This is a genomic window from Microvirga sesbaniae (genome assembly GCF_025460805.1).
Classification (GTDB): Bacteria; Pseudomonadota; Alphaproteobacteria; order Rhizobiales; family Beijerinckiaceae; genus Microvirga; species Microvirga sesbaniae.
Genome location: NZ_JAMXFJ010000002.1, coordinates 457,086 through 483,539, shown reverse-complemented (window position 1 = coordinate 483,539; position 26,454 = coordinate 457,086). Strand labels below are relative to the sequence as shown.

Annotated in this window: 23 protein-coding genes; 8 read left to right on the top strand and 15 right to left on the bottom strand. The window is 65.3% G+C overall.

The features are described from left to right. Nucleotides 1-16: 16 nt before the first annotated feature. Both OCW50_RS04855 and OCW50_RS04850 read left to right on the top strand, forming a co-directional pair. Nucleotides 17-3,199, top strand: a complete 3,183-nt coding sequence (locus OCW50_RS04855; RefSeq protein WP_262296630.1) for an efflux RND transporter permease subunit — start codon at nucleotides 17-19, stop codon at nucleotides 3,197-3,199. A 96-nt stretch (nucleotides 3,200-3,295) separates the two neighbouring features. Next, nucleotides 3,296-4,546 carry an adenylate/guanylate cyclase domain-containing protein gene (locus tag OCW50_RS04850; RefSeq protein ID WP_262268116.1) on the top strand — a complete coding sequence of 417 codons (1,251 nt, stop codon included), beginning with the start codon at nucleotides 3,296-3,298 and terminating at the stop codon, nucleotides 4,544-4,546. A gap of 584 nt (nucleotides 4,547-5,130) precedes the next feature. Here the strand turns inward: OCW50_RS04850 and OCW50_RS04845 are convergent. The 9 genes from OCW50_RS04845 to OCW50_RS04805 all read right to left on the bottom strand — a co-directional run bounded on the left by OCW50_RS04845 (nucleotide 5,131) and on the right by OCW50_RS04805 (nucleotide 14,000). Then, complete coding sequence (locus tag OCW50_RS04845) at nucleotides 5,131-6,156, bottom strand: S1C family serine protease (protein ID WP_262296629.1); 1,026 nt, start codon at nucleotides 6,154-6,156, stop codon at nucleotides 5,131-5,133. 98 nt (nucleotides 6,157-6,254) lie between these two features. Continuing rightward, nucleotides 6,255-6,794: a LuxR C-terminal-related transcriptional regulator gene (locus OCW50_RS33325; RefSeq protein ID WP_373371306.1), complete on the bottom strand. Its 540-nt coding sequence runs from the start codon at nucleotides 6,792-6,794 to the stop codon at nucleotides 6,255-6,257. 37 nt (nucleotides 6,795-6,831) lie between these two features. Then, nucleotides 6,832-7,746 carry a S1C family serine protease gene (locus OCW50_RS04835; protein WP_262296628.1) on the bottom strand — a complete coding sequence of 305 codons (915 nt, stop codon included), beginning with the start codon at nucleotides 7,744-7,746 and terminating at the stop codon, nucleotides 6,832-6,834. 130 nt (nucleotides 7,747-7,876) lie between these two features. After that, on the bottom strand, nucleotides 7,877-9,580 hold the full coding sequence (locus OCW50_RS04830; protein ID WP_262296704.1) for an ABC transporter substrate-binding protein: 1,704 nt from the start codon (nucleotides 9,578-9,580) through the stop codon (nucleotides 7,877-7,879). Nucleotides 9,581-9,734: 154 nt separating this feature from the next. Continuing rightward, nucleotides 9,735-10,016 (bottom strand): DUF2160 domain-containing protein, encoded by a 282-nt coding sequence (locus OCW50_RS04825; RefSeq protein WP_262268119.1) that lies wholly within the window; start codon nucleotides 10,014-10,016, stop codon nucleotides 9,735-9,737. 10 nt (nucleotides 10,017-10,026) lie between these two features. Next, entirely contained in the window at nucleotides 10,027-10,857 is an 831-nt protein-coding gene (locus tag OCW50_RS04820) for a carbohydrate ABC transporter permease (protein ID WP_262296703.1), read from the bottom strand. A 50-nt stretch (nucleotides 10,858-10,907) separates the two neighbouring features. Beyond that, nucleotides 10,908-11,804: a carbohydrate ABC transporter permease gene (locus OCW50_RS04815; protein ID WP_262268120.1), complete on the bottom strand. Its 897-nt coding sequence runs from the start codon at nucleotides 11,802-11,804 to the stop codon at nucleotides 10,908-10,910. Continuing rightward, nucleotides 11,801-12,901 (bottom strand): ABC transporter ATP-binding protein, encoded by a 1,101-nt coding sequence (locus OCW50_RS04810; RefSeq protein WP_262268121.1) that lies wholly within the window; start codon nucleotides 12,899-12,901, stop codon nucleotides 11,801-11,803. Before OCW50_RS04810 ends, OCW50_RS04815 begins: the two co-directional genes overlap by 4 nt. 10 nt (nucleotides 12,902-12,911) lie before the next feature. After that, a complete protein-coding gene (locus OCW50_RS04805) occupies nucleotides 12,912-14,000 on the bottom strand; it encodes an ABC transporter ATP-binding protein (RefSeq protein WP_262296627.1) in 1,089 nt (362 codons plus the stop codon). 418 nt (nucleotides 14,001-14,418) lie between these two features. On the opposite strand from OCW50_RS04805, the gene OCW50_RS04800 reads away from it, so the two are divergent. Both OCW50_RS04800 and OCW50_RS04795 read left to right on the top strand, forming a co-directional pair. After that, complete coding sequence (locus OCW50_RS04800) at nucleotides 14,419-15,207, top strand: SDR family NAD(P)-dependent oxidoreductase (protein WP_262296626.1); 789 nt, start codon at nucleotides 14,419-14,421, stop codon at nucleotides 15,205-15,207. Nucleotides 15,208-15,315: 108 nt separating this feature from the next. After that, on the top strand, nucleotides 15,316-16,704 hold the full coding sequence (locus OCW50_RS04795) for an FAD-binding oxidoreductase (protein ID WP_262296625.1): 1,389 nt from the start codon (nucleotides 15,316-15,318) through the stop codon (nucleotides 16,702-16,704). 88 nt (nucleotides 16,705-16,792) lie between these two features. On the opposite strand, the gene OCW50_RS04790 is transcribed toward OCW50_RS04795, so the two are convergent. Next, complete coding sequence (locus OCW50_RS04790) at nucleotides 16,793-17,374, bottom strand: peroxidase-related enzyme (RefSeq protein ID WP_262296624.1); 582 nt, start codon at nucleotides 17,372-17,374, stop codon at nucleotides 16,793-16,795. A gap of 122 nt (nucleotides 17,375-17,496) precedes the next feature. On the opposite strand from OCW50_RS04790, the gene OCW50_RS04785 reads away from it, so the two are divergent. Beyond that, the gene (locus OCW50_RS04785) at nucleotides 17,497-18,297 is read left to right on the top strand and encodes an enoyl-CoA hydratase (RefSeq protein ID WP_262296623.1); all 801 of its coding nucleotides are present in this window, start codon (nucleotides 17,497-17,499) and stop codon (nucleotides 18,295-18,297) included. A 15-nt stretch (nucleotides 18,298-18,312) separates the two neighbouring features. On the opposite strand, the gene OCW50_RS04780 is transcribed toward OCW50_RS04785, so the two are convergent. The 3 genes from OCW50_RS04780 to OCW50_RS04770 form a co-directional block, all read right to left on the bottom strand. Further along, the gene (locus OCW50_RS04780; RefSeq protein WP_262296622.1) at nucleotides 18,313-19,953 is read right to left on the bottom strand and encodes an acyl-CoA synthetase; all 1,641 of its coding nucleotides are present in this window, start codon (nucleotides 19,951-19,953) and stop codon (nucleotides 18,313-18,315) included. A gap of 86 nt (nucleotides 19,954-20,039) precedes the next feature. Further along, the gene (gene eda / locus OCW50_RS04775; RefSeq protein ID WP_262296621.1) at nucleotides 20,040-20,705 is read right to left on the bottom strand and encodes a bifunctional 4-hydroxy-2-oxoglutarate aldolase/2-dehydro-3-deoxy-phosphogluconate aldolase; all 666 of its coding nucleotides are present in this window, start codon (nucleotides 20,703-20,705) and stop codon (nucleotides 20,040-20,042) included. A 26-nt stretch (nucleotides 20,706-20,731) separates the two neighbouring features. Continuing rightward, nucleotides 20,732-21,598 (bottom strand): sugar kinase, encoded by an 867-nt coding sequence (locus OCW50_RS04770; RefSeq protein ID WP_373371305.1) that lies wholly within the window; start codon nucleotides 21,596-21,598, stop codon nucleotides 20,732-20,734. Nucleotides 21,599-22,209: 611 nt separating this feature from the next. On the opposite strand from OCW50_RS04770, the gene OCW50_RS04765 reads away from it, so the two are divergent. Together OCW50_RS04765 and OCW50_RS04760 are read left to right on the top strand one after the other, a co-directional pair. Next, nucleotides 22,210-22,524 (top strand): HU family DNA-binding protein, encoded by a 315-nt coding sequence (locus OCW50_RS04765; protein WP_262268218.1) that lies wholly within the window; start codon nucleotides 22,210-22,212, stop codon nucleotides 22,522-22,524. Between the two features lie 459 nt (nucleotides 22,525-22,983). Further along, complete coding sequence (locus OCW50_RS04760; RefSeq protein ID WP_262296702.1) at nucleotides 22,984-23,313, top strand: extensin family protein; 330 nt, start codon at nucleotides 22,984-22,986, stop codon at nucleotides 23,311-23,313. Nucleotides 23,314-23,351: 38 nt separating this feature from the next. On the opposite strand, the gene OCW50_RS04755 is transcribed toward OCW50_RS04760, so the two are convergent. Then, nucleotides 23,352-23,591 (bottom strand): hypothetical protein, encoded by a 240-nt coding sequence (locus OCW50_RS04755; protein ID WP_262268130.1) that lies wholly within the window; start codon nucleotides 23,589-23,591, stop codon nucleotides 23,352-23,354. A 289-nt stretch (nucleotides 23,592-23,880) separates the two neighbouring features. On the opposite strand from OCW50_RS04755, the gene OCW50_RS04750 reads away from it, so the two are divergent. Then, complete coding sequence (locus tag OCW50_RS04750; RefSeq protein ID WP_262296619.1) at nucleotides 23,881-24,693, top strand: DUF1194 domain-containing protein; 813 nt, start codon at nucleotides 23,881-23,883, stop codon at nucleotides 24,691-24,693. Between the two features lie 512 nt (nucleotides 24,694-25,205). Here the strand turns inward: OCW50_RS04750 and OCW50_RS04745 are convergent. Then, nucleotides 25,206-26,423, bottom strand: a complete 1,218-nt coding sequence (locus OCW50_RS04745) for an extracellular catalytic domain type 1 short-chain-length polyhydroxyalkanoate depolymerase (RefSeq protein WP_373371309.1) — start codon at nucleotides 26,421-26,423, stop codon at nucleotides 25,206-25,208. Nucleotides 26,424-26,454 lie beyond the last annotated feature (31 nt).

The window sequence follows — 26,454 nt, the reverse complement described above, 5'->3', positions numbered from 1 at the left end:
CGAGGAGGGCGCTTCCATGCGCTTTGCCCATTTCTTCGTCGACCGTCCCATCTTCGCGACAGTCCTGTCGGCGCTCTTCCTGATCATCGGCGGGATCGCCTACTCGACCCTGCCGGTCGCGCAGTATCCGGAGATCGCGCCGCCGACCGTCGTCGTCCGGGCGAGCTATCCGGGAGCCGATGCTCAGACGGTCGCGGCAACGGTCGCCACGCCGCTCGAACAGCAGGTCAACGGTGTGGAGGACATGCTGTACATGTCCTCCTATTCCACCGGTGACGGCGCCATGGCGCTGACGATCACGTTCAAGCTCGGCACCGATCTCGACAAGGCGCAGGTGCTCGTCCAGAACCGGGTGGCGATTGCGACGCCGCGCCTGCCCGAGGAGGTGCGCCGCCTCGGGGTCACGACCCTCAAGAGCTCGCCCGACCTGATGATGGTCGTGCACATGCTCTCCCCGGACGGCTCGTACGATCAGCTTTACGTCTCGAATTATGCCCGCAACTATGTGCGTGACATCCTGCTGCGCCTCGATGGCGTAGGCGATCTCATCATCTTCGGGGAGCGGCAATACTCCCTGCGGATCTGGCTCGACCCTGAGAAGCTCGCCTCCTACGGCATGACGTCGAGCGAGGTGGTGCGCGCCATTCAGGAACAGAACGTCCAGGTCTCGGGCGGCGCCCTGGGTCAGGAGCCGACGCCGACCGATGCGGCCTTCCAGCTGACGGTGACCACCCAGGGGCGCTTCGAGGATCCGCGCCAGTTCCGGCAGATCATCGTCCAGGCCCGCGACGGGCGTCTCGTGCGCCTGCAGGATGTGGCCCGCATCGAGCTCGGGGCTCAGGACTACGTGACGAATTCCTATCTCAACGGCAGGCCTGCCGTCGCCCTGGGAATTTTTCAGCGGCCCGGCACCAATGCGCTCGCCGCGTCGGAGCAGATCATCCGGACCATGGAAGAGCTCAAGGCGAATTTCCCCCCGGGGATCGCCTATGAGATCGTCTATAATCCCACGGAATTCATCGCCGAGAGCGTGAACGAGGTCTACAAGACCCTCTTCGAGGCCACGGCCCTCGTCGTGATCGTGGTGTTCGTGTTCCTGCAGAGCTGGCGCACGGCGATCATCCCCATCGTGGCGATTCCGGTTTCGCTGATCGGCACCTTCGCGTTCATGGCGGCCCTCGGCTTCTCGATCAACACGCTGACCCTGTTCGGCCTGGTCCTGGCCATCGGCATCGTGGTCGACGATGCGATCGTCGTGGTGGAGAACGTGGAGCGGAACATCGCCCTCGGGATGTCGCCGCGGGATGCCGCGCACACGACCATGGACGAGGTCGGAACCGCGCTCGTGGCCATCGCGCTGGTCCTTGTGGCGGTGTTCGTGCCGACGGCCTTCATTCCGGGCATTTCCGGTCAGTTCTACCGTCAGTTCGCCCTGACGATCGCCGTGTCGACGGTGATCTCGGCCTTCAATTCGCTGACCCTGTCGCCGGCCTTGGCGGCATTCCTCCTGAAGCCGCACAACCCGGAGCATTCCAGGAACCCGGCGGCCCGGCTCGGGAGATCGCTGGCCAACGGGTTCAACCGCGGCTTCGACGTGACGTCGAACGGCTACGCCCGGGCGGTCGGAGCGTTCGCCCGTCACAAGCTGATCGTGCTGCCCATCTATGTGGGACTTTTGGCCGGCACCGTGTGGATCGCCAATCACGTGCCGCGCGGCTTCATCCCGGTGCTCGACCAGGGCTATGCCATCGTGGTGATCCAGCTGCCGGACGGCTCATCCCTGTCGCGCACCGATGCGGTGGTCCAGAGAGCCTCCAAGATCATCCAGGAGACGCCCGGCGTGCGGAATGCGGTCGCCTTCGCGGGCTTCTCGGGTGCGACCTTCACCAACGCGACCAACGCTGCGGCGATCTTCGCGGCGTTCAAGCCTTTCGACGAGCGCATCGAGGCCGGGGAATCGGGGACGAAGATCATCGGCGACCTCTTCGCCCGCATGCAGCAGATCGAGGAGGCGTTCATCATCGCCATCCCGCCGCCGCCGGTCCGCGGCCTCGGCAATTCGGGCGGATTCAAGGTCCAGCTTCAGAACCGGACCGGCGACGACGTGCGCGGGATCCTCGCGACGGCCTACCAGCTGATGGGGCAGGCGCGGCAGAACCCGAATCTGGCCGGCGTCTTCACCACCTTCTCGGCCAACTCGCCGCAGGTCTATCTGGAGATCGACCGGCAGAAGGCGAGCATCCTGAACGTGCCCATCCCGAACATCTTCGAAACCCTCCGCATCAACCTCGGCACGGCCTATGTCAACGACTTCAATGCCTTCGGCCGCGTCTATCAGGTTCGCGCGCAGGCGGACCAGCGCTTCCGGATCGACCAGGAGGACATCAACCGGCTGCGGGTCCGCTCGTCGACGGGCGCTCTCGTGCCGCTGGGCACGCTCGTCGAGATGCGGGAGGTCTCGGGCCCCGACCTGATCCAGCGCTACAACATGTTCACCTCGGTGGCCCTGCAGGGGAACGCCGCGCCCGGCGTCTCGTCGGGCGAGGCGCTCGACACCATGGAGTCGCTGATCCGGCAGAGTTTGTCACCCGGCATGGGCTTCGAGTGGACGGAACTGGCGTTCCAGGAGCGCCAGACCGGCAACACGGCGGTGTTCATCTTCGCCCTGTCGGTGCTGTTCGTGTTCCTCGTGCTCGCGGCGCAGTACGAAAGCTGGTCCCTGCCCATCGCGATCATCCTGATCGTCCCGATGGGCGTTCTCTCGGCGCTGATCGGCGTGATGATCCGGGGGCAGGACAACAACATCCTGACCCAGATCGGCCTCGTGGTTCTCGTCGGCCTCGCGGCGAAGAACGCCATCCTGATCGTGGAATTCGCCCGGCAGGCGGAGTTCGACGGCAAGACCCCCGTGGAGGCGGTCGTCGAAGCCTGCCGGCTCCGGCTGCGCCCGATCCTCATGACGGCGTTCGCGTTCATCCTGGGCGTTCTGCCTCTTGCCATCGCGACCGGGCCGGGAGCCGAGATGAGGCAGGCGCTGGGAACGGCGGTGTTCGCCGGCATGCTCGGCGTGACCGTGTTCGGACTGTTCCTGACGCCGGTCTTCTATGTGGCCGTGCGCACGGTGGTCCTGCGGATGTTCAAGCGCCGGGCCGCGAAGGCCGCTGCGGCGACGGGAGCTCGCCCGTCGCCGGCCGAATAGCTGGCGGGCACCCCATCGCTGAAGGGCGCCCGCCTTTGACCGGCCACCCGATGTGCTGTCATGGATGGCCGGCAGAATCGCCGTGAAAGGACCCCCATGGACTCAGCCGGGGCAGGAAGGATCGCGAAATGGGTCACCGAGGCCGGGCTGACCGGCATGTCGGAGCTCGAGCTCCTGAATGGCTTCTGCGATCGCCTGATCGCGGAAGGCATGCCCGTTTCGGGCGTGAACATCGTCATCGACACGCTGCACCCGATCCATGAGGGACGGGTGTTCCGCTGGCGTCGCGACGACCAGGAGGGCCTTGCCCCCGTCGTGGAATACGGCCGCACCAACGTGGAGGGGCAGGCCGCGGAGAACTGGCGCCGGAGCACCTATTATCACCTTCACGTCAGCGGCGAGGACTTCCTGCGGCGGCGCCTCGGGCCTGGTCACCCCGATGACTTCTCCATTCTCAAGGACCTGCGCGCCGAGGGCCAGACGGACTATCTCGCGCTGATCCATCGCTTCGCGGCGGAGGGCGCCATCGGCGAGATGGATTCGTTCTACTCGTCCTGGATGACCGATGCGCCGTCGGGCTTCAGCGACGATGAGATCACGTTTCTGCGCGAACTGGCGTCTCCCCTGATGCTCGCCATGAAATGCGCCTCGCTCGCGCGCATCGCCAAGACGCTCGTCGAGACCTATCTCGGCCGCGATGCGGGCCGGCTCGTCCTCAATGGCCGCATCGCCCGCGGCGTCACCGACCGGATCAAGGCCGTCCTGTGGTTCAGCGATCTGCATGGATCCACTCACATCACCGAGACGGCCGAGCCCGAGCAGATCATCCCGTTCCTGAACGATTATGCCGAGGCGATCATCTCCTCCATCTACGAGGCGGGCGGCGATGTGCTGAAGCTGATCGGAGATGGAACGCTCGCCATCTTCAGGGACGAGGATCCGAGCGACGCCTGCCGATGCGCTCTCAAGGCGGAGCGTCTGATGCAATCCAGGATCCGGGCTTTGAACGAAGAGCGACGGTCCTGCGGCCTGCCGGTCACGAGCGCCTATCTCGGCCTCCACATCGGCGAGGTCTTCTATGGCAACATCGGCAGCCAGGATCGCCTCGATTTCACCGTCGTGGGGCCGGCCGTGAACGAGGTCAGCCGGATCGGCGCCCTGTGCCGCTCCGTCGAGCGGGACGTCCTCGTGTCGTCGGCCTTCTTCTCGACCGCCGCCGAGGACGATCGGACATGTCTGGTGTCGGTCGGTCGCTACGCCCTGAGAGGCGTCGCCCGGCCGCAGGACCTGTTCACGCTCGACCCTTCCTGGCTGGAAGAGGCGGACCTTCAACCGGACAAGGACTAGCGCGTCGGACGTGAAGAGTGGACCCGGTTTTTCGCGTCGAACGGTGCGCCGCTCAAGGGGTTGAGCATCGGACAATCGGGATGGCCGACCATGACGGGGAGAGGGTGTCATCACCGGGCTCGTCCCGGTGATCCCGATGGCTTGAAGCGCCGCGCCTTTCCGATCGGGATGGCCGGCACGAGGCCGGCCATGACGTGGGTGGGTCGTGGGAAGGGCGGAGGCTGCCATGACGTTGAGGGTGTTGTCACCGGCCCTGACCACCGTCTCCACGTCATCACCGGGCTCGTCCCGGTGATCCCGCTTGTCTGTGGCGCGGCGCTTTTCCGCATCGGGATGGCCGGCACAAGGCCGGCCATGACGTGGAAAGGTTGTGCGGTCCGGATGTGTAATTCTCACGTCATCACCGGTCTTGTCCCGGTGAACGCGATCGGAAGACGGCCGAGCGCATCCTGCGGACGAAAGCGGGCCGCGATCAACGATGCGCCGGCCAAGAGTGGAGCATCGGATCCGATCCCGGATCTGGGTCCACTCTTCCCGTCCGATGCTTTAGGCAGTCGGTCTCCGCTCGAGACCCCTGATCGGGGTCACTCCGGACGAGCGGCTTTGGTCCTGCGTTCCACCGGCGTGATCGTCACGGTGTGCATTTCGCCCTTCTTGAGAAGGACGAGCTCGACGACGCGCCCGATCCGCTCGCCGTTCAGCAGGCGCACGAGATCGTCGACGCCGCCGACCGGCTCCCCGTCCAGGGAGAGGATCACGTCTCCCTGTTCGAGATGCGCCTTCTCCGCAGGGCTGCCCGGTTCCACGGCCGCGATCACGACGCCGAACGTTCCCGCCAGCCCGGCCGCATAGCTGACGCGCCGTGGGACCGGCACCGTCTGTCCGGCGATGCCGATCGAGGCTCGCCGGACACGCCCGTGGCGGATCAGCTCCGACACGACGAAGCTTGCCGTGTTGCTCGCGACGGCAAAGCAGATGCCCTGCGCACCCATGATGACGGCGGTGTTGATGCCGATCACCTCGCCGGTGCTCGCGACCAGCGGCCCGCCGGAATTGCCCGGGTTCAGGGCGGCATCCGTCTGGATCACGTCGTCGATGAGGCGCCCGGACTTGGCCCTCAGGCTTCGTCCGAGAGCCGAGACGACCCCGGCCGTCACGGTCGACTCGAATCCGAGCGGATTGCCGATGGCGATCGCGATCTGGCCGCGCTTCAGGCGCTTGGAGTCGCCCAGGGTGGCGAAGGGCGGCCGGTCGGCGTCGGCGCGCAGCAGGGCCAGATCCGTGTCCGGATCATCGCCGATGACCCGCGCCGCGATGGTGCGTCCGTCCGAACCGGTGAGCTGCGCCTCCCGGGCGCCCTGCATGACGTGGCTGTTGGTGAGCAGAAGCCCGTCGGGCGAGATGAAGACGCCGGACCCCATCCCGGCCGTTCGGCCCGAGACCTGCGGCTCGACCCGCACGACCGCGGGACCGATGCGGTCCACGACGCCGGTGACGGCATGGGAGTAGGAGTCAAGCAGCACCGCATCGTTCCGGTCATCGGAGGTCGATGACGAGGCTGAAGCTGAACTCTGGGGATGAAGGAGAAAGGTTGGAGTGCGATCGAGCATGGGGCCCTCCAGGGATAACGCTATTTCACATCATGTGGTGATGCGCGGCGCGGGAACCAAGAGCCTGAGCAGATCGCCAAGGATGACAGGATCAATCCTCACAGGAGGATGAGGCCCAGACGGACGGCCTGCGCGACGGCATCCGTCCGTCCCGTCGCATCGAGCTTCGCGGCGATCGAGGCGACGTGGAACTTCGCGGTGTGGAACGAGATCCCGAGCCTGCGGGCGATCAGCTTGTTCGAGGCGCCTTCCGCCAGGAGGCGCAGGACTTCGAGCTCCCGCGCCGTGAGCAGATCGTCCCGCGGCGGATCGGTCGGGACCGGCGGAGCTGGATCCTGCCCGCTTCCGGCGGCGCCGCGCGGCATGATGACGAAGCCGCGGCTGACCGCCTCCATGGCGAGCCGGAGATCCGGGGCGGTGACATCCCGCGGGAGAATTCCGCCCACGCCGGCCCTGATCGCCGCGGATCCCTGCGGTGCGTCGCTCAGGACGATCGCCGGAATCGGTCCAGGCGAGGGCCAACGATCGGTGATCACCACGTCGGGCCCCGCGTGGGGCAGGGTGTCGATGTCGGCGTCGTCCGCCAGGATCGTGGCGATGCGGTCGAGGAGGGCCGCATCGTCGATGTGAAGAGCCACCTTGCGCAAAGTCTCACCCCATCGGCGCCGGCGCCTATCAAGGCTTCGGACGCTCCCTGACCTCGATGGCAAGGGTCATATGTTCACCCGCCCTCACGATTCCCAGGTCGACCGACCGGCCTACGCTTTCAGGGCCGAGAAGCCGGTAGATGTCGCGGACGGACGGCACGGGGTCGGCGTTCCACCGTGTGAGGATGTCGCCCTGGCGGATTCCCGCCTTCTGTCCAGGGCCGTCCTGATCCACGCTGATCACGATCAGGCCGCGGGGCTGCGCGAGCCCGGCCACATCGGCGGCCGCCTGGTCGAGGCGGACCGGCTGGAGCCCGAGGCCGAGATAGCCGCGGGCCACATGGCCCTTCTCGAGAAGCTGCGGGGCCACCCGCCCGATGGTTTCCGACGGGATGACGAGAACGCGCCCACGGGGGCCCAGCACGGTCATGCCCAGGATCCGCCCGCCCGTGTCCAGGGCGACGCCGCCTTCCGATTGAAGGTCGAGCCTGAGATCCAGATGGATCCTGCGGTCGATATGCCCGCCGCGCAGGCTTCGCCAGGGACCGCCCGCGAGGGCCACGATCCCCATGGCGGCGCTCAGACCGTCCGCCTGGCGCCCGGCGGCGAAAATGAGATGACCTGGCCGCAGCCGGTCGGTCGGATCGAGCGCCATGTCGGCCAGAGGCTGCTCCTCGACCCGGAGAAGGGCGATGTCCGTGCTCGGGTCCCGTCCGACAAGGCTCGCGGAGACCCGGCTTCCATCCGGTCGCGTGACCTGGATATCCTCGTCGGCTTCCAGCGCCTCATCCGCGGTGATCACGAGGCCGGGGCGCCAGATGAAGCCGGTCGATGTTCCTCGCCTGCGGCCATGGATCGTCACGAGCCGGGGAGCGATACCATCGAGCAGGTCGGCGGTACGATCCGAAAACGTTCCAAGCGAAAAGCCGGCGGGATCTGGCATGACAAGCCTCCTCGGTCATCGTCGCGACGATCCTGCCGGCAATCGGCAGTCTTCGATACTGACCGGGAGGCTAGGTGCGCCGGTGGCCGCGAAAGAAGAGGCCCCGCCTTAGAGGCGGGGCCGGCCTTCGTCAGCTGCGCTTCGGCGGCGACGCGGGCCAGCTCTTGATGAGCGTGTCGTAATCGACCGTTTCGCCCTTCGGCTTTTCGTTGGCGAGCTTGGGCTGCGGCGCGATCGTGCCGGCAGCGGCGGCCTTCTTGATCCAATCCTCGGCCGAGGTCTTCGGGTTCAGCTTGGGACCGCACTCACCCTGGACATTGGCGCGCTCGAGACGTCCGAGTACTTCGTCCTGTGCTGCCGCCAGAGAATCCATGGCCTGCTGCGGGGTCTTCGCGCCCGAGGCCGCATCGCCGATGTTTTGCCACCAGAGCTGTGCGAGCTTCGGATAATCCGGCACGTTGTTCCCGGTCGGGGTCCATTGCACGCGCGCCGGCGAGCGGTAGAACTCGACCAACCCGCCGAGCTTCGGCGCCCGCTCGGTGAAGCTCTTATCCCAGATGTCGCTCTCGCGGATGAAGGTGAGGCCCACATGGCTCTTCTTCAGCGAGACCGTCTTCGAGGTGACGAACTGCGCATAGAGCCAAGCCGCCTTGCGGCGGTCGACCGGCGTGGACTTCAGGAGCGTCCAGGAGCCTGCATCCTGGTAGCCGAGCTTCATGCCGTCCTTCCAGTACGAGCCGTGCGGCGAGGGCGCCATGCGCCATTTCGGCGTGCCGTCCGCGTTCACGACAGGAAGTCCGGGCTTCACCATGTCGGCGGTGAAGGCCGTGTACCAGAAGATCTGCTGGGCGATGTTGCCCTGTGCCGGAACCGGTCCCGATTCGGAGAAGTTCATGCCCTGCGCCTGCGGCGGAGCATATTTCTTCATCCAGTCGAGATATTTCGTGATCGAGTAGACGGCCGCCGCGCCGTTGGTGTCGCCGCCGCGCTCGACCGATGAGCCGACCGGACGGCAGCCTTCCATGCGGATGCCCCACTCGTCGACCGGCAGACCGTTCGGGATCCCCTTGTCGCCGTTGCCGGCCATGGAGAGCCAGGCGTCGGTGAAGCGCCAGCCGAGCGAAGGATCCTTGCGGCCGTAATCCATGTGGCCGTAGACCTTGACGCCGTCGACCTCCTTCACGTCGTTGGTGAAGAACTCGGCGATATCCTCGTAGGCCGACCAGTTCACCGGGACGCCGAGATCGTAGCCGTATTTGGCTTTGAACTTCTCCTTGAACTCCGGACGCTGGAACCAATCGTAGCGGAACCAGTACACGTTGGCGAATTGCTGATCCGGCAACTGATACATCTTGCCGTCCGGCGCTGTTGTAAACGACTTGCCGATGAAGTCGTTGATGTCGAGTGTCGGTGAAGTGACGTCCTTGCCTTCGCCCGCCATCCAGTCGTCGAGCGGGATGGCCTGCTTGTAGCGGAAATGGGTTCCGATGAGGTCGGAATCGTTGACCCACGCGTCGTAGATGTTGCGGCCCGACTGCATCTGCGTCTGGATTTTCTCCACCACGTCGCCTTCCTGGATCAGGTCGTGGGTGAGCTTGATGCCGGTGATCTCGGAGAAGGCTTTGGCCAGGGTCCTGGCCTCGTATTCATGCGTGGTGATGGTCTCGGACACCACGTTGATTTCCTGACCGACGAAGGGCTTGGCCGCGTTCACGAACCATTCCATCTCCTTCAACTGCTCGTCCTTGGAGAGAGTCGATGGCTGGAATTCGTTGTCGATCCAGCGGCGGGCTTCTTCCATTCCCGCGAGGGCGGCGCTCGTGCCGAGCGCCATGGCCAGCACGCTCGTCGAGATGAACAGTTTCAGGTGCCGGTGAGATTGAGTGACTTTCATTCGTTCCTCCCAGTGAATGCCCTGGCCGGCTTGTGCGCTGGTCTTGTTCCCTCCGGTCCGGGCAAACCGGAGGACATTCTTGAGCCGTTCCCTTCTAGACGTAGCGAAACACGGCGGCTGCGTAGAGCAGGGAAAGGCCGGAGGCCCACCACAGGTCCGGGCCGACGAAGCCCAGCCAGGCGAGGTGGATGAAGGCCGCACCAAGGAGCGAGATGAAGAGGCGGTCGCCCCGGGTCGTCGGGATGCGCAGGACGCCGACACGTTCCGTCTCCGGACGGTAGATCGCCAGCGCGGTCATGACGAGCAGAAGGCTTGCGATGGCCGCGAAGAAAAGGCCGGTCTGCCATGTCCAGGCCATCCAGGCGAGATCGGGCATGAAAGACTCCTCAGACCCGGCCCAGGGCGAAGCCCTTGGCGATGTAGTTGCGGACGAACCAGATCACGAGGGCGCCTGGCACGATGGTGAGCACGCCGGCGGCGGCGAGCAGCCCCCAGTCCATGCCGGCGGCCGAAATGGTCCGCGTCATGGTGGCGGCGATGGGCTTGGCGTTGACCGATGTGAGCGTGCGGGCCAGCAGCAGCTCGACCCATGAGAACATGAAGCAGAAGAAGGCCGCGACCCCGATGCCGGAGGCGATCAAGGGCATGAAGATCTTCAGGAAGAACCTGGGAAAGGAGTACCCGTCGATGGCGGCCGTCTCGTCGATCTCGCGCGGCACGCCGGACATGAACCCCTCCAGGATCCACACGGCCAGGGGCACGTTGAACAGGCAATGGGCCAGTGCGACCGCCCAGGGCGTGTCGAAGAGGCCGATGGCCGAGTAAAGGTTGAAGAACGGCAGGGCGAAGACCGCCGGCGGCGCCATGCGGTTGGTCAGAAGCCAGAAGAACAGGTGCTTGTCGCCGAGGAACCTGTAGCGCGAGAAGGCGTAGGCCGCCGGAAGCGCGAAGGAGATCGACAGCACCGTGTTGATCACCACGTAGGTCAGCGAATTGATGTACCCCGAGTACCAGCTCGCGTCGGTGAAGATCTTGACGTAGTTGTCGAAGGTGATCTCCCGCGGCCAGAGCGTGAGACCGGACGTGATCTCCATGTTCGTCTTCAGACTCATGTTGAGAAGCCAGTAGATCGGCAGCATCAGGAACAGGAGATAGAGGGTCATCACCACGACACGGCCGCTGACGCGCGGACCGGACAGGGCGCGGTTGGCCGCCATGGGTGCTGCAATCGGTTTCGTCTCGGAGGCGCCGACGGCCATGGTTCCGGTCATGCTTCGACCCTCTCGCGTTCGGCGTCCACGTTGGTCATGACGGTGTAGAAGAGCCAGCAGATGGCCAGGATGATCAGGTTGTAGACCAGCGACATGGCGGCCGCCTTGCCGAGATCGAACTGGCCGAGCGCCAGCTTCACCAGATCGATGGACAGGAACGTGGTGGCATTGCCCGGACCGCCGCCGGTGATCACGAAGGGCTCCGTGTAGATCATGAACGAATCCATGAAGCGCAGCAGCACCGCGATCAGCAGCACCCGCCGCATCTTGGGCAGCTGGATCGTGCGGAAGATCGCCCAGCGCGAGGCGCCGTCGATCCGGGCCGCCTGATAATAAGCGTCCGGGATCGATTTCAGCCCGGCATAGCAGAGAAGAGCGACGAGGCTCGTCCAATGCCACACGTCCATGACCACGAGGGTGACCCAGGCATCGAGGGAGTCGTTCGTATAATTGTAGTCGATGCCCAGGTGATTGACGATCCAGCCGAGCAGGCCGATGTCGCTCCGGGCGAAGACCTGCCAGATCGTGCCGACCACGTTCCACGGGATCAGAAGCGGCAGGGCCATGAGAACGAGGCAGAGGGCCACCGGCCAGCCTTCCCTCGGCATGGAGAGCGCCACCGCGATGCCGAGCGGGACCTCGATCATGAGGATGATCGCCGAGAAGAGGAGCGTCCGCCACAAGGCGTCGAAGAATCGTCCACCGAGCTCCGTCGACGGATCGAGCAGTTCCTGGAACCAACCGATCCCGTTCCAGAAGAACTGGTTGTTGCCGAAGGTGTCCTGGACCGAGTAGTTCACCACGGTCATGAGCGGCAGGACGGCGGAGAAGGCCACGATGGCGAAAACTGGCAGAACGAAGAGCCAAGCCCTGTTGTTGACGGTCTTCGTCATGCCCTGTGTCCTCCGATCGGCTCGCCCGAGACGAGATGCCCGTCGGCATAGATGTGGATGTGGCGTGGATCGAGCGCGAGCGCAGCCTCGCTCCCTTCGATGGAAAGACCTTCGGGAACGCTGGCGGCCAGGGGCCGTCCGCTCATCTCGACCCGGGCGATGCGGGCGCGGCCGATATCGTCGATGCGTCGGACTTGGACCGGCAGCCCCGATCCTTTCTGCTGGAGCCGCACGAATTCAGGCCGGATCCCGAGCTCGATCCGCTCTCCGCCCGAGGGAACGCGGTAGATCCGCTGCAGGTCGATGGTCTGATCGCCGATGACGGCGGTGGCGCCTTCGACCCTGCAGGGCAGGATGTTCATGCCCGGCGACCCGATAAAATGGCCCACGAAAGTGTGCGCCGGACGCTCGAACAGCTCGTCGGGCGTCCCGGTCTGCACCACCGCGCCGTCGTGCATGACCACGACCTTGTCGGCGAAGGTGAGCGCCTCGGTCTGATCGTGCGTGACGTAGATCATCGTGATGTCGAGGGCGCGGTGAATCTCCTTCAAGGTGGAGCGCAGCTGCCATTTCAGGTGCGGATCGATCACGGTGAGCGGCTCGTCGAACAGGATCGCCGCCACGTCGGGGCGGACCAGGCCGCGCCCGAGGGAAATCTTCTGCTTCATATCCGCCGTGAGGTTGCTGGCCTTGCGGTCGAGCACGCGGGTGAGGTCGAGAAGCCGTGCGATCTCCTCCACCCGTTGCGCTGTCCTGTCGCGCGGCACGCGCCGGTTCTTGAGCGGAAAGGCCAGGTTCTCCCGCACGCTCATCGTGTCGTAGACCACGGGGAACTGGAACACCTGGGCGATGTTGCGCGCTTCCGTCGGGAGATCCGTCACATCGAGGTCGTCGAAGAGGACGCGCCCGCGCGTAGGGCGCACCAGGCCGGAAATGATGTTGAGCAGGGTGGTCTTGCCGCAGCCCGAGGGGCCCAGCAGCGCGTAGGCGCCGCCCTGGCTCCACACATGGTTGATCTCTTTGAGCGCGTAATCGTCCGGCGTCCGGGGATCGGCCTTGTAGGCATGGGCGAGATGATCGAGGGTGATGCGGGCCATCCGTCTCTCCTCACGCCGCCTTCTGAGCGGAATCGGCAGCGGCGAGACGGCCCTCCGCATCGAACAGGAACAGATGTTTCGGATCGATATAGGCCGTGACGGCCGATTTCGGCTCCAGCCGCCGCACGCCTGGGACCAGCGCGATGAGCCGGTGCTCCCGGGCATCGAGATGGACGTAGCTTTCCGAACCGGTGATCTCGGACACGGACACCACGGCCGGAATCGTGATCTCGTCCGTCCCGGCGGGCTCCAGGCCGAGGTGATGGGCCCGAAAGCCGATCGTATAATCCCCGTCCGGAACCATCGCGAGAGGGCCGCTGGCCCGGATCTCTCCGCCGGTGCTGAGGGTCGCGCTGCCACCGGTTCTGCGGACTTTCAGGGTGTTGAGCGGCGGGTCGGAGAAGACCCGGGCGGTGGTCAGATCGTGGGGGCGTCGATAGACCTGCGGCGTCGGGCCGAACTGGGTGACCCGCCCTTCGAACAGGGTCGCCGTGTTGCCGCCGAGGAGAAGGGCTTCGGACGGCTCCGTCGTGGCATAGACGAAAATCGCCCCCGAGGCCGCGAAGACCCGCGGCAGCTCCTCGCGCAGTTCTTCCCTGAGCTTGTAGTCGAGGTTGGCCAGCGGCTCGTCGAGCAGGACGAGATCCGCCCCCTTGACGAGGGCCCGGGCAATCGCGGTGCGCTGCTGCTGGCCGCCGGAGAGGTTCAAGGGCTTGCGGTCGAGATAAGGGTCGAGCTTCAGGAGTCTGGCGGCATCGCGAACACGGGCGTCGATCTCGGTCTTCGGCAACCCGGACACGCGCAGGGGCGAGGCGATGTTTTCGTAAACATTGAGCGAGGGGTAGTTGATGAACTGCTGGTACACCATGGCCACGCTGCGACGCTGGACGGGCCAGCCGGTCACGTCCTGCCCGTCGACGAGAATCCGGCCGCTCGTCGGCGCATCGAGACCGGCCATGAGGCGCATGAGCGACGTCTTGCCGGCCAGGGTGGCTCCGAGCAGGACGTTGAGGGATCCGCGCTCCAGGGTCAGGCGGACATTGTCCACATGAACCGCTGCCCCGACCTTCTTAGAAACGTCTTCGAGAGCGAGAGTCATCGGCCGCATCCCCTGCGTCGGACCAGGCCGGCAGTCGAGACAGAATGCATCGTCATGTTCGTGGCGCCAGTTCCCGCCACGTTACGGGCCATGCCGCGTCCGTATGCGCTACCACTCACCGCGACGCCGGACGTCGCCGATTCTTGCGGACTCAAGAGCGCTTCTCCCGGCTGCAGACCCGTCGGGGCCTGAGCTTTCTTATGTCGTTATGGTGAAGGTATCTTGCCCCCAGGGCGAAAGCAACTGTTCGGGACCGGCGCGACACTGGTCTTCGACTGGACTGAGCGGGCACGGCGCCGCTGCCTGCCGGACGAATATTGAACTGAAGCGCGCTTCACGAGTTCAAGCACCACATGCCGGTTTCGCCTTCCCCTTCACCCATCGCCGGCTCACCCCGATTGCCCGTTGGGAGCATACCATGTCTGACACTGCAAAGCCTCTTGCCATCGTGACCGGGGCCTCTTCCGGCATCGGCTATGAACTCGCGAAACTCTGCGCCCAGAACGGCTACGATCTGCTGATCGCCGCCGATCAGGCGGCGATCCACGAGGCAGCCGAGGAATTCCGGACGCTCGGAGCCGATGTCGAGGCGGTCGAGACCGATCTTGCCACCCTCGAGGGGGTCGACAAGCTCTATGCGGCGGCCAAAGGCAGGTCCGTCGCAGCGCTCCTGGCCAATGCCGGACACGGACTCGGCCATGCTTTCCTCGATCAGGATTTTCGGGATGCCCGTCATGTGATCGACACCAACATCACCGGCACGCTGTATCTGATTCAGAAGGTCGGCCGGGACATGCGCGCCAGGAACGAGGGGCGGATCCTCATCACCGGCTCGATCGCAGGATTCATGCCGGGCACGTTCCAGGCCGTCTACAACGGCACGAAGGCCTTCATCGACTCGTTCTCCTTTGCGCTCCGGAACGAGCTGAAGGACACCAACATCACGGTGACCTGCCTCATGCCCGGCGCTACCGAGACCGAATTCTTCGAGCGGGCCGGCATGGAGGATACCAAGGTCGGCCAGGACAAGAAGGACGACCCCGCCTTCGTGGCGAAGGTCGGGTTCGACGCCATGCTGAACGGCGAGGGCGACGTGGTCAGCGGATGGAAGAACAAGTTCACCACCATCCTGGCCAACGTGACGCCGGCCGGCATGCTCGCCGAACAGCACCGCAAGATGGCCGAGCCGGGCTCGGGCAAGCGCTGACTGAAACTTTGCTGCGCGTCCTTGCTGACGAGTCCCTCGCGGATGCCGCGTTGACGATCGCCTGCTGATCGGTCAGGAGCGATGGTCGAAACCGTGAGGGATTGTCCGATGACCCAGCCGATGGATCTGCCGCAGCGCTTGACGAGCCTTCTCGGCCCTTCGGCCGTCATCGCCGAAGGGCCCGATCTCGAGCCTTACGCGGTCGACTGGCGCAGGCTCTTCCCGGGGCGGCCGGCTTGCGTCGTCCGCCCGGCCTCGACCGATCAGGTTGCCCAGGTCGTGCGGATCTGCCGCGAGGCCGGTGCGGCCGTGGTCCCGCAGGGCGGCAATACGGGGCTGGCCGGCGGCGCGGTGCCGGATGCGTCCGGCACCCAGGTCGTCCTGTCCTTCAACCGCATGGCGGCCATCCGCAGCGTCGACCCTGTCGGCCTGACCATCGAGGCCGAATCCGGCTGCATCCTCAAGGTGGCCCAGGATGCCGCGGCCGCGGCCGGGCGCCTGCTGCCGATCAGCCTTGCGGCGGAAGGCTCCGCCACCATCGGCGGCGTGGTGGCGGCCAATGCGGGCGGCGTGAACGTCCTGCGCTACGGCATGACCCGGAGCCTGGTGCTCGGTCTCGAAGTGGTCCTGTCGGACGGAACCGTCATCAACGGCCTGCGGAAGCTGCGCAAGGACAATGCGGGCTACGACTGGAAGCAGCTCTTCATCGGCAGCGAGGGCACCCTCGGGATCGTCACGGCCGCCGTCCTGCGGCTTCTGCCGCGGCCCAAGCACTCGGTGACCGCCTTGCTCTCGGTGCGCGACCCGGCAGCAGCCCTCCGGCTGCTCGAGCTCGCCCAGGACGAACTCGGCGATCAGGTCTCGGCCTTCGAGCTGATCTCCGCAACGTCCATGCAGCTCGTCGCCAAGCATGCCGGCCTGAGGGCCCCCATTGCCGAAGGCGAGTGGTTCGTGCTGATCGAGGCGGCCTCCAGCCTCTCGGGCTTGCGGGAGGCGGCGGAGGCGATGCTGGGCTCGGCCTTCGAGCGGGGGCTCGCTCTCGATGGCGTCATTGCCGAGTCCGGCGCCCAGGCGGCCCAGCTCTGGGCCCTGCGCGAGCATGTGACGGAATCCGAGGCCCGGGAAGGCAAGAGCGTCAAGCACGATGTCTCGGTGCCCTTGACCGAGGTTCCGCGCTTTCTCGCGGAGGCCGGCGAGGCGCTGGCCGCCGGAGCCCCGGGCGCTCGGGTGAACGCGTTCGGTCACCTGGGCGACGGCAATATCCACTACAACGTGCTCGTGGATGCGGACCATGACGCTTCCGTGGTGAACCGCATCGTGCACGACGTGGTCGCGGCTTTCGGCGGCAGCATCTCGGCGGAGCACGGGATCGGGCAATACCGAGTGGGCGAGCTGGCGCGCTACCGCGCGCCCTCCGAGATGGAGCTCGCCCGCAGGCTCAAGCACGCCCTCGACCCCGACAACCGCCTCAACCCGGGCAAGGTGCTCCTGGCCTAGTGCATTTTTCGGCGAAGTGGATCCGGTTCGCCGTCAAAAATGCGGTACAGCAAAGAAGAGAGGTGATTCCACGCCAGTGGAAACAGCTCTAGGAAGCCAAGCCTCGGCCGAGCGCATAGAACTCGTCGTTCGGCCGCATGCTGGTGACGTTGGCGAGACGGTTCGACATGGCGAAGAACGCCGCAATCGCCGCGATGTCCCAGACGTCGTCCTCCGTGAAGCCGTGGGCGTTCAACGACGCGATGTCCGCATCGCCGACGGAATAGGCCTCGAGAGCCACCTTCATGGCGAAATCGAGCATCGCCTTCTGCCGGGGCGTGATGTCGGCCTTGCGGTAGTTGATCGCAATCTGGTCGGCGATCAGAGGGTTCTTGGCCCGGACCCGCAGGATCGCTCCGTGGGCGACGACGCAATACTGGCACTGGTTGGCATTGCTCGTCGCCACCACGATCATCTCGCGTTCGGCCTTTGTGAGACCGCCGGGCTTCTCCATGAGGGCGTCGTGGTAGGCGAAGAACGCGCGGAACTCGTCCGGGCGATGGGCCAGCACCAGGAACACGTTCGGCACGAAGCCCGACTTCTCCTGAACCGCGAGAATGCGCGTGCGGATGTCCTCCGACAGGTCGGAGATCTCCGGCACGGGAAAGCGGCTGATCGGCGGCTTGTTCACGAGAAACACCTCTTCTGTCGGACCCCTGGGGCGACGTTTCTCAAGGGCCGTATTGCCAGATCGAGCTTATTCGGGTTGGATCCTGCGAACAACGAGGAAGAAGCCGTCCGGAGGACAGGCCCATGGATGCCCAGAACGCTCTTGCCGAGGACAAGGTTCTGCTTCGCGAGGATCGCGACGGGGTGGCGACGCTCACCCTCAACCGCCCGGCCCAATTCAATGCCCTGTCCGAGGAGATGCTGTCGGCCCTCGAACGAGCGCTCGCCGGTCTCAAGGAGGACGACGCCGTTCGCTGCGTGGTTCTCGCCGCCGCCGGCCGGGCGTTCTGCGCCGGGCACGATCTCAAGCAGATGCGGGCCAATCCACGGCAGGACTATTATGAAAGGCTGTTCGCACAATGCAGCCGGGTCATGCAGGGCATCGTGAGCCTGCCGGTTCCGGTGATCGCCCGGGTTCACGGCATGGCCACCGCCGCGGGATGCCAGCTCGTGGCGTCCTGCGATCTGGCCGTTGCGGCGGACAGTGCCACCTTCGCCGTATCCGGCATCAATGTGGGGCTGTTCTGCTCCACCCCGGCCGTGGCGCTCTCCCGCAATGTCTCGCCCAAGCAGGCGTTCGACATGCTGGTGACGGGACGCTTCATCTCATCCGCTGAGGCGCTGGCTTTCGGTCTCGTCAACCGCGTAGCGCCGGATGGGGAACTCGACCGGGCGGTGGCCGCGCTCACGGCGGACATCTGCGCAAAAAGTCCGGTGGCGATCCGCACCGGCAAGGCCATGTTCGGCCGCCAGCGCTCCATGAGCCTGGAAGAGGCTTATGCCTATGCGGGCCATGTCATGGCCTGCAACATGATGGCGGAGGATGCCGCCGAGGGCATCGATGCCTTCATCGGGAAGCGCAAGCCGGAGTGGAAGGGGCGCTGATCGAGCGCTCTTTCGTCAAGCTCTGGCCCTGTGGGCCCGTGCCATCTCGCGCAGCTGGAATTTCTGGATCTTGCCCGTGGATGTTTTCGGGAGTTCCGTGAAGATGACCGTGCGCGGGCATTTGTAGGACGCGAGCTGCTGCCGGCACCAGGCGATGATGTCGTCGGCGGATGCCGACTGATCCGGCTTCAGCTCCACGAAGGCGCAGGGCGTCTCGCCCCACTTCTCGTCCGGCATCGCCACGACGGCCGCCGCCTGGATGGCCGGATGCTTGTAGAGGGCGTCCTCCACTTCGATGGAGGAGATGTTCTCGCCGCCGGAGATGATGATGTCCTTGGAGCGGTCCTTGAGCTGCACATAGCCGTCGGGATACTTGACCCCGAGATCCCCCGAATGGAACCAGCCGCCTTCGAAGGCCTTAGCCGTTCCGGCCGGGTTCTTGAGATAGCCCTTCATGACCACGTTGCCGCGGAACATGACCTCGCCGAGGGATTTTCCATCGGCGGGCACCGGCTGCATGGTGTCCGGATCGAGCACGTCGAGATCCTCCAGCACGGGGTAGCGCACACCCTGCCGGGCCTTCTTCGCAGCATAACTGCCCGGGTCGAGCGCATCCCATTCCTCATGCCATTCGTTGACCACCGCCGGGCCGTAGACCTCCGTCAGGCCGTAGAGATGCGTCACGTCGAAGCCCGCCGCCTTCATCGCGGCGAGCACCGCTTCCGGCGGCGGCGCGGCGGCCGTCATGAATTTGACCGTATGGGGCAGGGGCCGCTTGTCCGATCCCGGGGCATTGAGCAATGTCGACATGACGATGGGCGCGCCACACAGATGCGTGACCTTCCGATCGGCCAGCGCCTCAAACATGGGCTTCGCCCGGACGGCCCGCAGGCAGACATGGGTTCCCGCGACGATCGAGAGCGACCAGGGAAAGCACCAGCCGTTGCAGTGAAACATGGGAAGCGTCCACAGATAGACAGGATGCTGCCCCATCCCGGCGGTGAGGATGTTGCCCATGGCGAGCAGGTAGGCGCCGCGATGGTGATAGACCACGCCCTTGGGATCGCCCGTGGTGCCGGAGGTATAGTTCAAGGTGATGGCGTCCCATTCGTCTCGCGGCGGGCTCCAGGCGAAATCGGGATCGCCCTCGGTCAGGAACTCCTCGTATTCCGTGGATCCCAGCCGCTCGCCGGGACCGGTGAATTCCGGATCGTCGTAGTCGATGACGAGCGGGGTGGCGGAGGTCAGTTCGAGGGCGGCCCTGATGGTGGCCGAGAACTCCCGGTCGGTGATCAGCACCTTGGCCTCGCTGTGCTCCAGGCAGAAGGCGATGACCTTGGCGTCGAGCCGGGTATTCAGCGTGTTGAGCACGGCGCCGGCCATGGGCACGCCATAATGGCACTCGAGCATGGCGGGCGTGTTGGGAAGCATGACCGAGACGGTGTCGCCACGCCCGATTCCGCGCCGGGCAAGGGCGGAGGCGAGACGCCGGGAGCGCGCATAGAAGTCGCGATAGCTGCGCGTCAGGGGGCCATGGACGAGAGCCGTGCGGTCCGGGTGGACGACGGCGGCGCGTTCCAGGAACGAGAGCGGCGTCAGAGGCTGGTAATTCGCCTGGTTCTTGTCGAGGTTCGTGTCGTAGATCGTCGAAGCCACTGTCGTTCCTCCCCTGGCGACGAGTATCGCCAGAGGCGGGGATGCTGACAACCCTCCGAGAGGTCAGCCGCCAAGCCGCAATGCGGTCAATCCTTCACGGACATGACGGCGCGCTGCGCCTTCGCGGTGATCTCGCCCCAGGCCTGGGCGCGAATGTCGGAGGTCTGGCAAACCCAAGACCCTCCCACGGCCACCACGTTCGAAAGGGCAAGCCAGTCCCGGGCGTTCTTCTCGTCGATGCCCCCCGTCGGGCAGAACCGCGCCTGCGGGAAGGGACCCGCGAGGGCCTTCAAGGCAGGAATGCCGCCGGCTGCAACGGCCGGGAAGAATTTGACGACCGGGAAACCATGGGCGAGAGCCGCCATGAGTTCGGACGCGGTCGCGATCCCCGGAATGAACGGCAATTCGCTCCCGCTCGCGGCTTCGAGCAGGTCGGGTGTGGCGCCGGGGCTCAAGGCGTAGCGGGCCCCGAGGGCCTGAGCACGCTCCAGATCCTTCGGCGTCAGAACGGTCCCGATGCCGACGATCGCCTCGGGCACATCCTGGATGATGGCCGCCGCGGAATCCACGGCGGCAGGCGTCCGCAGGGTGATCTCCAGCAGGCGCAACCCGCCGGCAACGAGGGCTCGGGCGAGAGGAACCGCATCCTCCACGCGGTCCAGGGTGATGACCGGGACGATAGGGCCGGCGCGGAGGATGTCGGCCAGCGTCCTGCTGCGGGCGGCGGCGAGATCCTTCAGGTCTTGAGGCATGGCAGGAACTCCTTGAATGGCATCGATTATGGCATCGCGTCGCGCGGGATGATCGCGCCGCGATAGCGCACGACCTGGCCGGCGAGGCGATGTCCTGCCGCCGCGGCGGAACGGGGGCTCTCGCCGGACAGTCGCGCATGAAGGTAAGCCGCCGCGAAGCTGTCGCCCGCCGCAGTGGTGTCGACCACGTCGTCCACGGGCGTGCCGGGGACCACGATGTCACCCCCTTGCCCCAGAACGCGGCATGTCAGATCAGGGTGCTTGAGGACGATCTCGGCCCGGTCGGAAAAGGCCAGCAATTCGTCCGCGCCGCCTGCGCCGAACAGCAGGTCGAGATCCTCCGTCGAGGCGAGAATGATGTCGGCACAGGCAAAAGCCTCACGGAAGGCGGCGCGCGCGACCTCCGGATCGGTCCAGCCCCGCGGACGGAAATTCGTGTCGAAGGCCACGCGCCTGCCTTTGGCTCGTGCGTCCCGGAGCACGGCGAACAGGCGTTCGCGTCCCGTTTCCCCGTAGAGGGAAAGAGAGATCCCCGACAGATAGATCAGATCATAGGCGGCAATGGCCGCGATGACGGGCTCGGCCTCCGGCGCCTGGAACAGAAGGCGCGCGGCGGCGGTCTCGCGCCAGTAGGAGAACCGGCGTTCGCCCTTCGGATCCGTCTGGATGATGTAGAGCCCCGGCAGACGTCCGGGCAGGCGCAGCACTCGTTGCGTCCCAACGCCTTCCCGGGTCCAGGCCTCGATCAGCTCGTCGCTCCAGCTGTCGTCTCCGAGCGCGGTGATATAATCGGTCTCCGTTCCCAGGCGGGCAAGATAGACGGCGGTGTTGAACGTATCGCCGCCATAGCCGCGTGAGAGCCGGCCGTCGGCCTCCTCCCTCAGCTCGATCATGCATTCTCCGATGCAGGCAACCCGTGTCATGCTTTCACCGTGGCGCTTCCCGAATATGGTGAGCTCAAGCTCTTTGTCGATCCAATACCGTCAATACTGCGATTTTGCGACAGGGAAAGTGCCGTCCGCTCGTCCATGGGCGTCTCGTTCGATGACGGCCGGGAGAGATCATGCCCCACCGGATCCCGCGGACGGGCGCCGAAACCCGCATGGCCGTCGCCTCTTATCGGATTTCCGGCCGCTTGCCGTCCGCCTGCGGCCCGCATGCGAGGCGGGCTTCAGGCACCGCGCAGCGAGCATTCGGCCGGCCGTTGACGAGAAATCGACAAGTAACCGTTACTATTGTGCGGATAGCGAGCGATCGCATCTTTAATTCTTGGCTGAAAGCGTTATTGAGAGTCTGCTGTCTTACGCATTCACCATCTACAAAGGAGTTTCTGATGGCCAAGACTGCAACCAAAGTTTCAAAGAAGGCCCCGGCCAAGAAGGCCGCGGCGCCTAAGGCTGCAGCAAAGGCATCGTCGAAGGTCGCCAAGGCGCCTGCAAAGGCCGCCAGCAAGGCTGTAGCCTCGAAGGCTGCCGCGTCCAAGGCCCCGGCGAAGAAAACGTCGGTGAAGAAGGTAGCGAAGGCTTCCTCCACGACGACGTCTCCAATCCTGACGCTGCGCCACATCGCGGAGAAGCTTTCCGAACTGCACGAGCTTCCGAAGCGCCAGGCCAACGAGATGCTGACCCAGGTCGTCGACATGATCGCCAAGAGCCTGAAGAAGGGCGACAAGATCCGCCTGACGGGCCTCGGCATCCTGCAGGTCCGCAAGCGCGCCGCCCGCATGGGCCGCAATCCTCAGACCGGCGAGCCGGTGAAGATCAAGGCATCGAAGAAGATCGCCTTCCGCGCCGCCAAGGACCTCAAGGAAGCCATCTGATCCTCCATCCCATGAGCCCGTGCTCGCCCCTCGCGGGTGAGCCGGCAGCCCTCCCGGGCAACGAGCAAGGCGGACCGTCCGCCTTGCTCTTTTTGTATGAAGGCGGCGCCCGATGCCGGCGATGAAGAGCTTCCGATTGGACGCGTCTCGATCGGTCCTCGACTGGTTTGGCAGCGGATGGGCTCTAAAGCATCGGACCCAAAAGTGGACTTGCACTTTTGGGATCCATCCGATGCTTTCTTCTTGAATGAGAGCATCGGTCAGAACGGAAAACCGGATCCACTTTTCCGTCCGATGCTCTAGAGCATCCCTGGACGTCGCCCGAGACGCATTTCGTTGCGCCCGCCGGCCCGCGAGCAGTCCGGACAGGACGTGGCGCGTGGCGCGCATCTCGGTCCGCATGCCTGCCGCACATCAATCATCGCTGCCAGGATCGTCGCGGCGAACCTGCGACCGCCCATGCCATCCACGTTGCAGGGTTCGTGCTGGCGGATAGACAGCAGGTCACCGTGTGGACCGACTCGAGCATCGGACGTGAAAAGTGGGTCCACTTTTGGGATCGATTCCGATGCTCAAGTCTTTGAGCGGCGCACCGTCCGACGCGAAAAACCGGATCCACATTTTCGCACGGTGTGCTCGATCGGAGGCCATTCACGGCGATCCGCCTTTCTCCGCGCGCTCAGAGATGGAGCCTGCGAAGTCTTCGATGTGGTGCTCAGCCCCGACTCCAGTGAGGTGCACCACGATCATCTTCATGTCGACATGGGCTCTCACAGGGCCCGTCGATGAGAGAAGGACGGATCGCGTCCTTCGACCGCAGGCGGGAATCAGTTGAAGGCGTAGCTCGGAGACTCGCCCATCTCGGCGGCCCTGGCGGCAAGCAGCAGCGCCTGGCCGAGTTCGCGTGCATGCTCCGGCGTCATCGCGATCGGCATCTGGCGGCGGATGCCGCTCTCGTATTCCTCCGGCGTGGTCGCGAGTTCGATCACCATCATCGCGTCGCAGCCATCGAGGGTGCCGACGGAGAAGCTGGTGAGTGCGCCGATCAAGTCCATATCTGGTTTCATGGCTGTGCCCCTTGCGTAGCGTAAGAAATCATTACCGAAAGACCGGCCCCCTGTCTGCTCTGCGTATAGAGAGTGGATTTTGTTACGTCTCCGGAGGGCCAGATCGGCAGGGGCCGGCAGGGGAGCGGAAGCGACCCGGCGCTCCCACGAGGTGTCGCGAGCGTACGCCCGAGAAGGGTGCCGCGCCGATTTATCGGTCACGCTTGCGTACCAAATCCCCGGCTGAAGCGTTGACAGACAGCAATCTTGGCAGCCGTCGGCGGATGGGGAGCCAGGAGCGGAGGTGGTCATGGTCAACAGGCTCCTGGGTGCTCTCGCACTTTTCCTCCTGGCCGGTGACGTTCTTGCGGCCGGCCCCAGCCTCTCGGACGCACAACTCGACGTTGCCCTGGTCATCGCGGTCGACGTATCGTCCTCCATGGAAAGCGAGGAGCAGGGGCTGCAGCGTGAGGGCTTCATCGATGCCTTCCGCTCGTCCCTCGTTCATGAGGCCATCGAGAACGGCGTCAATGGACGCATCGCGGTGACCTATGTCGAATGGTCCGGCGTGAAGGATCAACGGGTCATCATGCCGTGGACGCTGATCGACAGTCCCGAGAGAGCGGTGTCCTTTTCCAATCAGCTTGCGTATCAGCCGCTTCGCCAAGCCGGGATGACGTCGATTTCGGGCATCATCGATTACAGCCGCAAGCTCTTTGAGCAGCTGGGCGGCGCTCCTGTCCGCCGCGTCATCGACGTGTCCGGCGACGGCCCCAACAACGACGGCCGCCACGTCACCTATGCGCGGGACGAGGCCGTTGCGGACGGCATCATCATCAACGGCTTGCCGATCATGTTCAGGCGGGCCGCCGGCAGCACGGAGATGGCGGATCTCGACCTGTATTTCAGAGAGTGCGTCATCGGTGGCGTTGGCTCCTTCGTCCTGCCTCTGCACGACCCCGAGCAGTTCGCCATGGTCGTCCGGACCAAGATCATGCGTGAAATTGCCGGGATCGGTGTCGGACGGCCGCGGGTCATCCCGGCTCAGCAGGGCAGCATGAACTGCGTCACGGGCGAAAGACGCAAGCAGGAGGATCTGCTGAGCCAGGAGAAGAAGCCCTGACCGGCCCGAGCGGGAGCCAAGCCGTCATCGGGAGCTTCAGCGGAGTTCGGGCTTCCAGAGAATCGGACGTGAAAAGGGGACCCAGGTTTGGGATCGACCCGATGCTCACATCCTGAAGCGGCGCATCGTCCGGGACCCTGTCTTGATCGCTGGACCGGATGGGCACCCCTCGTCATCACCGGGCTCGTCCCGGTGATCCCGATTGTCCGAGGTGCGGCGCCTTTCCTGATCGGGATGGCCGGGACGGGCCCGGCCATGACGTGTGGAGGGTGTCATCACCCGCTCGCACCACCCTCGACGTCATTACCGGGCTTGTCCCGGTGATCCCGATTGTCTGAGGCGCGGCGCTCTTCCGCATCGGGATGGCCGGCACAAGGCCGGCCATGACGTGGAGAGGGTATCATCGCAAGGATGCTCCACCCTTGGCTGGCGCATCGTTCGGGCCACGTCTGTGACCTGCCGGGTCCGCACGATGCGCGGAAGGCCGTGAGGCTATCCTCGATCGCCAGGCCTCACTTCATCAGTCCCGCCGCCCTGAGCGCCTTCGTGATCACGGCGCCGATGTCGAGTGGCGAGGAAGCCGATGGTCCGTCCTGCTGCGGCTTGCGGGCGGCCGCATCCTGCTTCGGGGCTGCCGGTGCAGCCTGGAACGGTCGAGGAGCCGCTTCCACGACCTTCGGGGTCTCGCGGGTCTCGCGGGCCTCGGGCCGAAGCCCGGCCCTCGCCTCGAACGGCTCCGTCAATCCCCAGAAGGCGGCAATCCGGTAACTCGAGGAAATACCCACGTCGAGAAGGAAAGGACCGGCTGCTCCATAGCTGTTCTCGTCGTTGCCGACCGCCAAGGGTGTTCCATGCGCCATGCCGGTGATGACGTATTCCTCGATGATCTCGTTCCCCGCCGCATCGGTCCAGGCGCGGCGCGGGTATCCATCCACGGTATCGCTGCGACCCGGGGCAGCCGGCACGCCGTGGACGTTCGTCCACTGCTTGATGATCTCGCCCGCATTCATCGGCTTGACCGTCGCGTCGGCACTGCCGTGCCACACCGAGACTTTGGGCCAGGGCCCTCGGTGGGACGAAGCGCCACGCACGAGGTCGCCCCATTCGTCCGCCGAGCGCGTCTGACCCTGGAACATGCACTCGAAGGCTTCCGGAACGCTGGTCGCGCAGCGATAGGGAAGCCCCGCGATGATGGCCCCGCCGGCGAAAACATCCGGGTAAGCCGCCAGCATGGTCGATGTCATGGCGCCGCCAGCCGACAGGCCGGTGACGAAAATGCGGCCGCGATCCACGCCGTGCTGTCGAACGGCATGCTCGACCATCTGGCGGATCGAGAGGGCTTCGCCGCCGTCGCGCTCGATGTCGCCGGCTTGAAACCAGTTGAAGCAGCGCTTCGGGTTATTGGCGTCCTGCTGTTCGGCGTAGAGCACGAGGAAGCCGTAGCGATCCGCGAGCGCGGACCAGCCCGACCCGTGATCGTACCCGGCTGCGGTCTGCGTGCATCCATGCAGGACGACCACGAGAGCCGGGGAGGCAGGGGTATGGTCCGGAACGTAGGTCAACATCCGGAGATTGCCGGGATTGGAGCCGAAACCCGTGATCTCGGTCAGCCGGCTCGGCACCGGCGTGGCATCGAACGCGGTGGCGGCGGCGTTCGACGCCTTCATCACGGTTTCCCACTGGCGGCGGTAACGGGCCAGTTGCCGAATCATCGTCCCTAAGCGTTGCATTGTCATGGGCCCTTCCGGGTAAGGAGTTGTC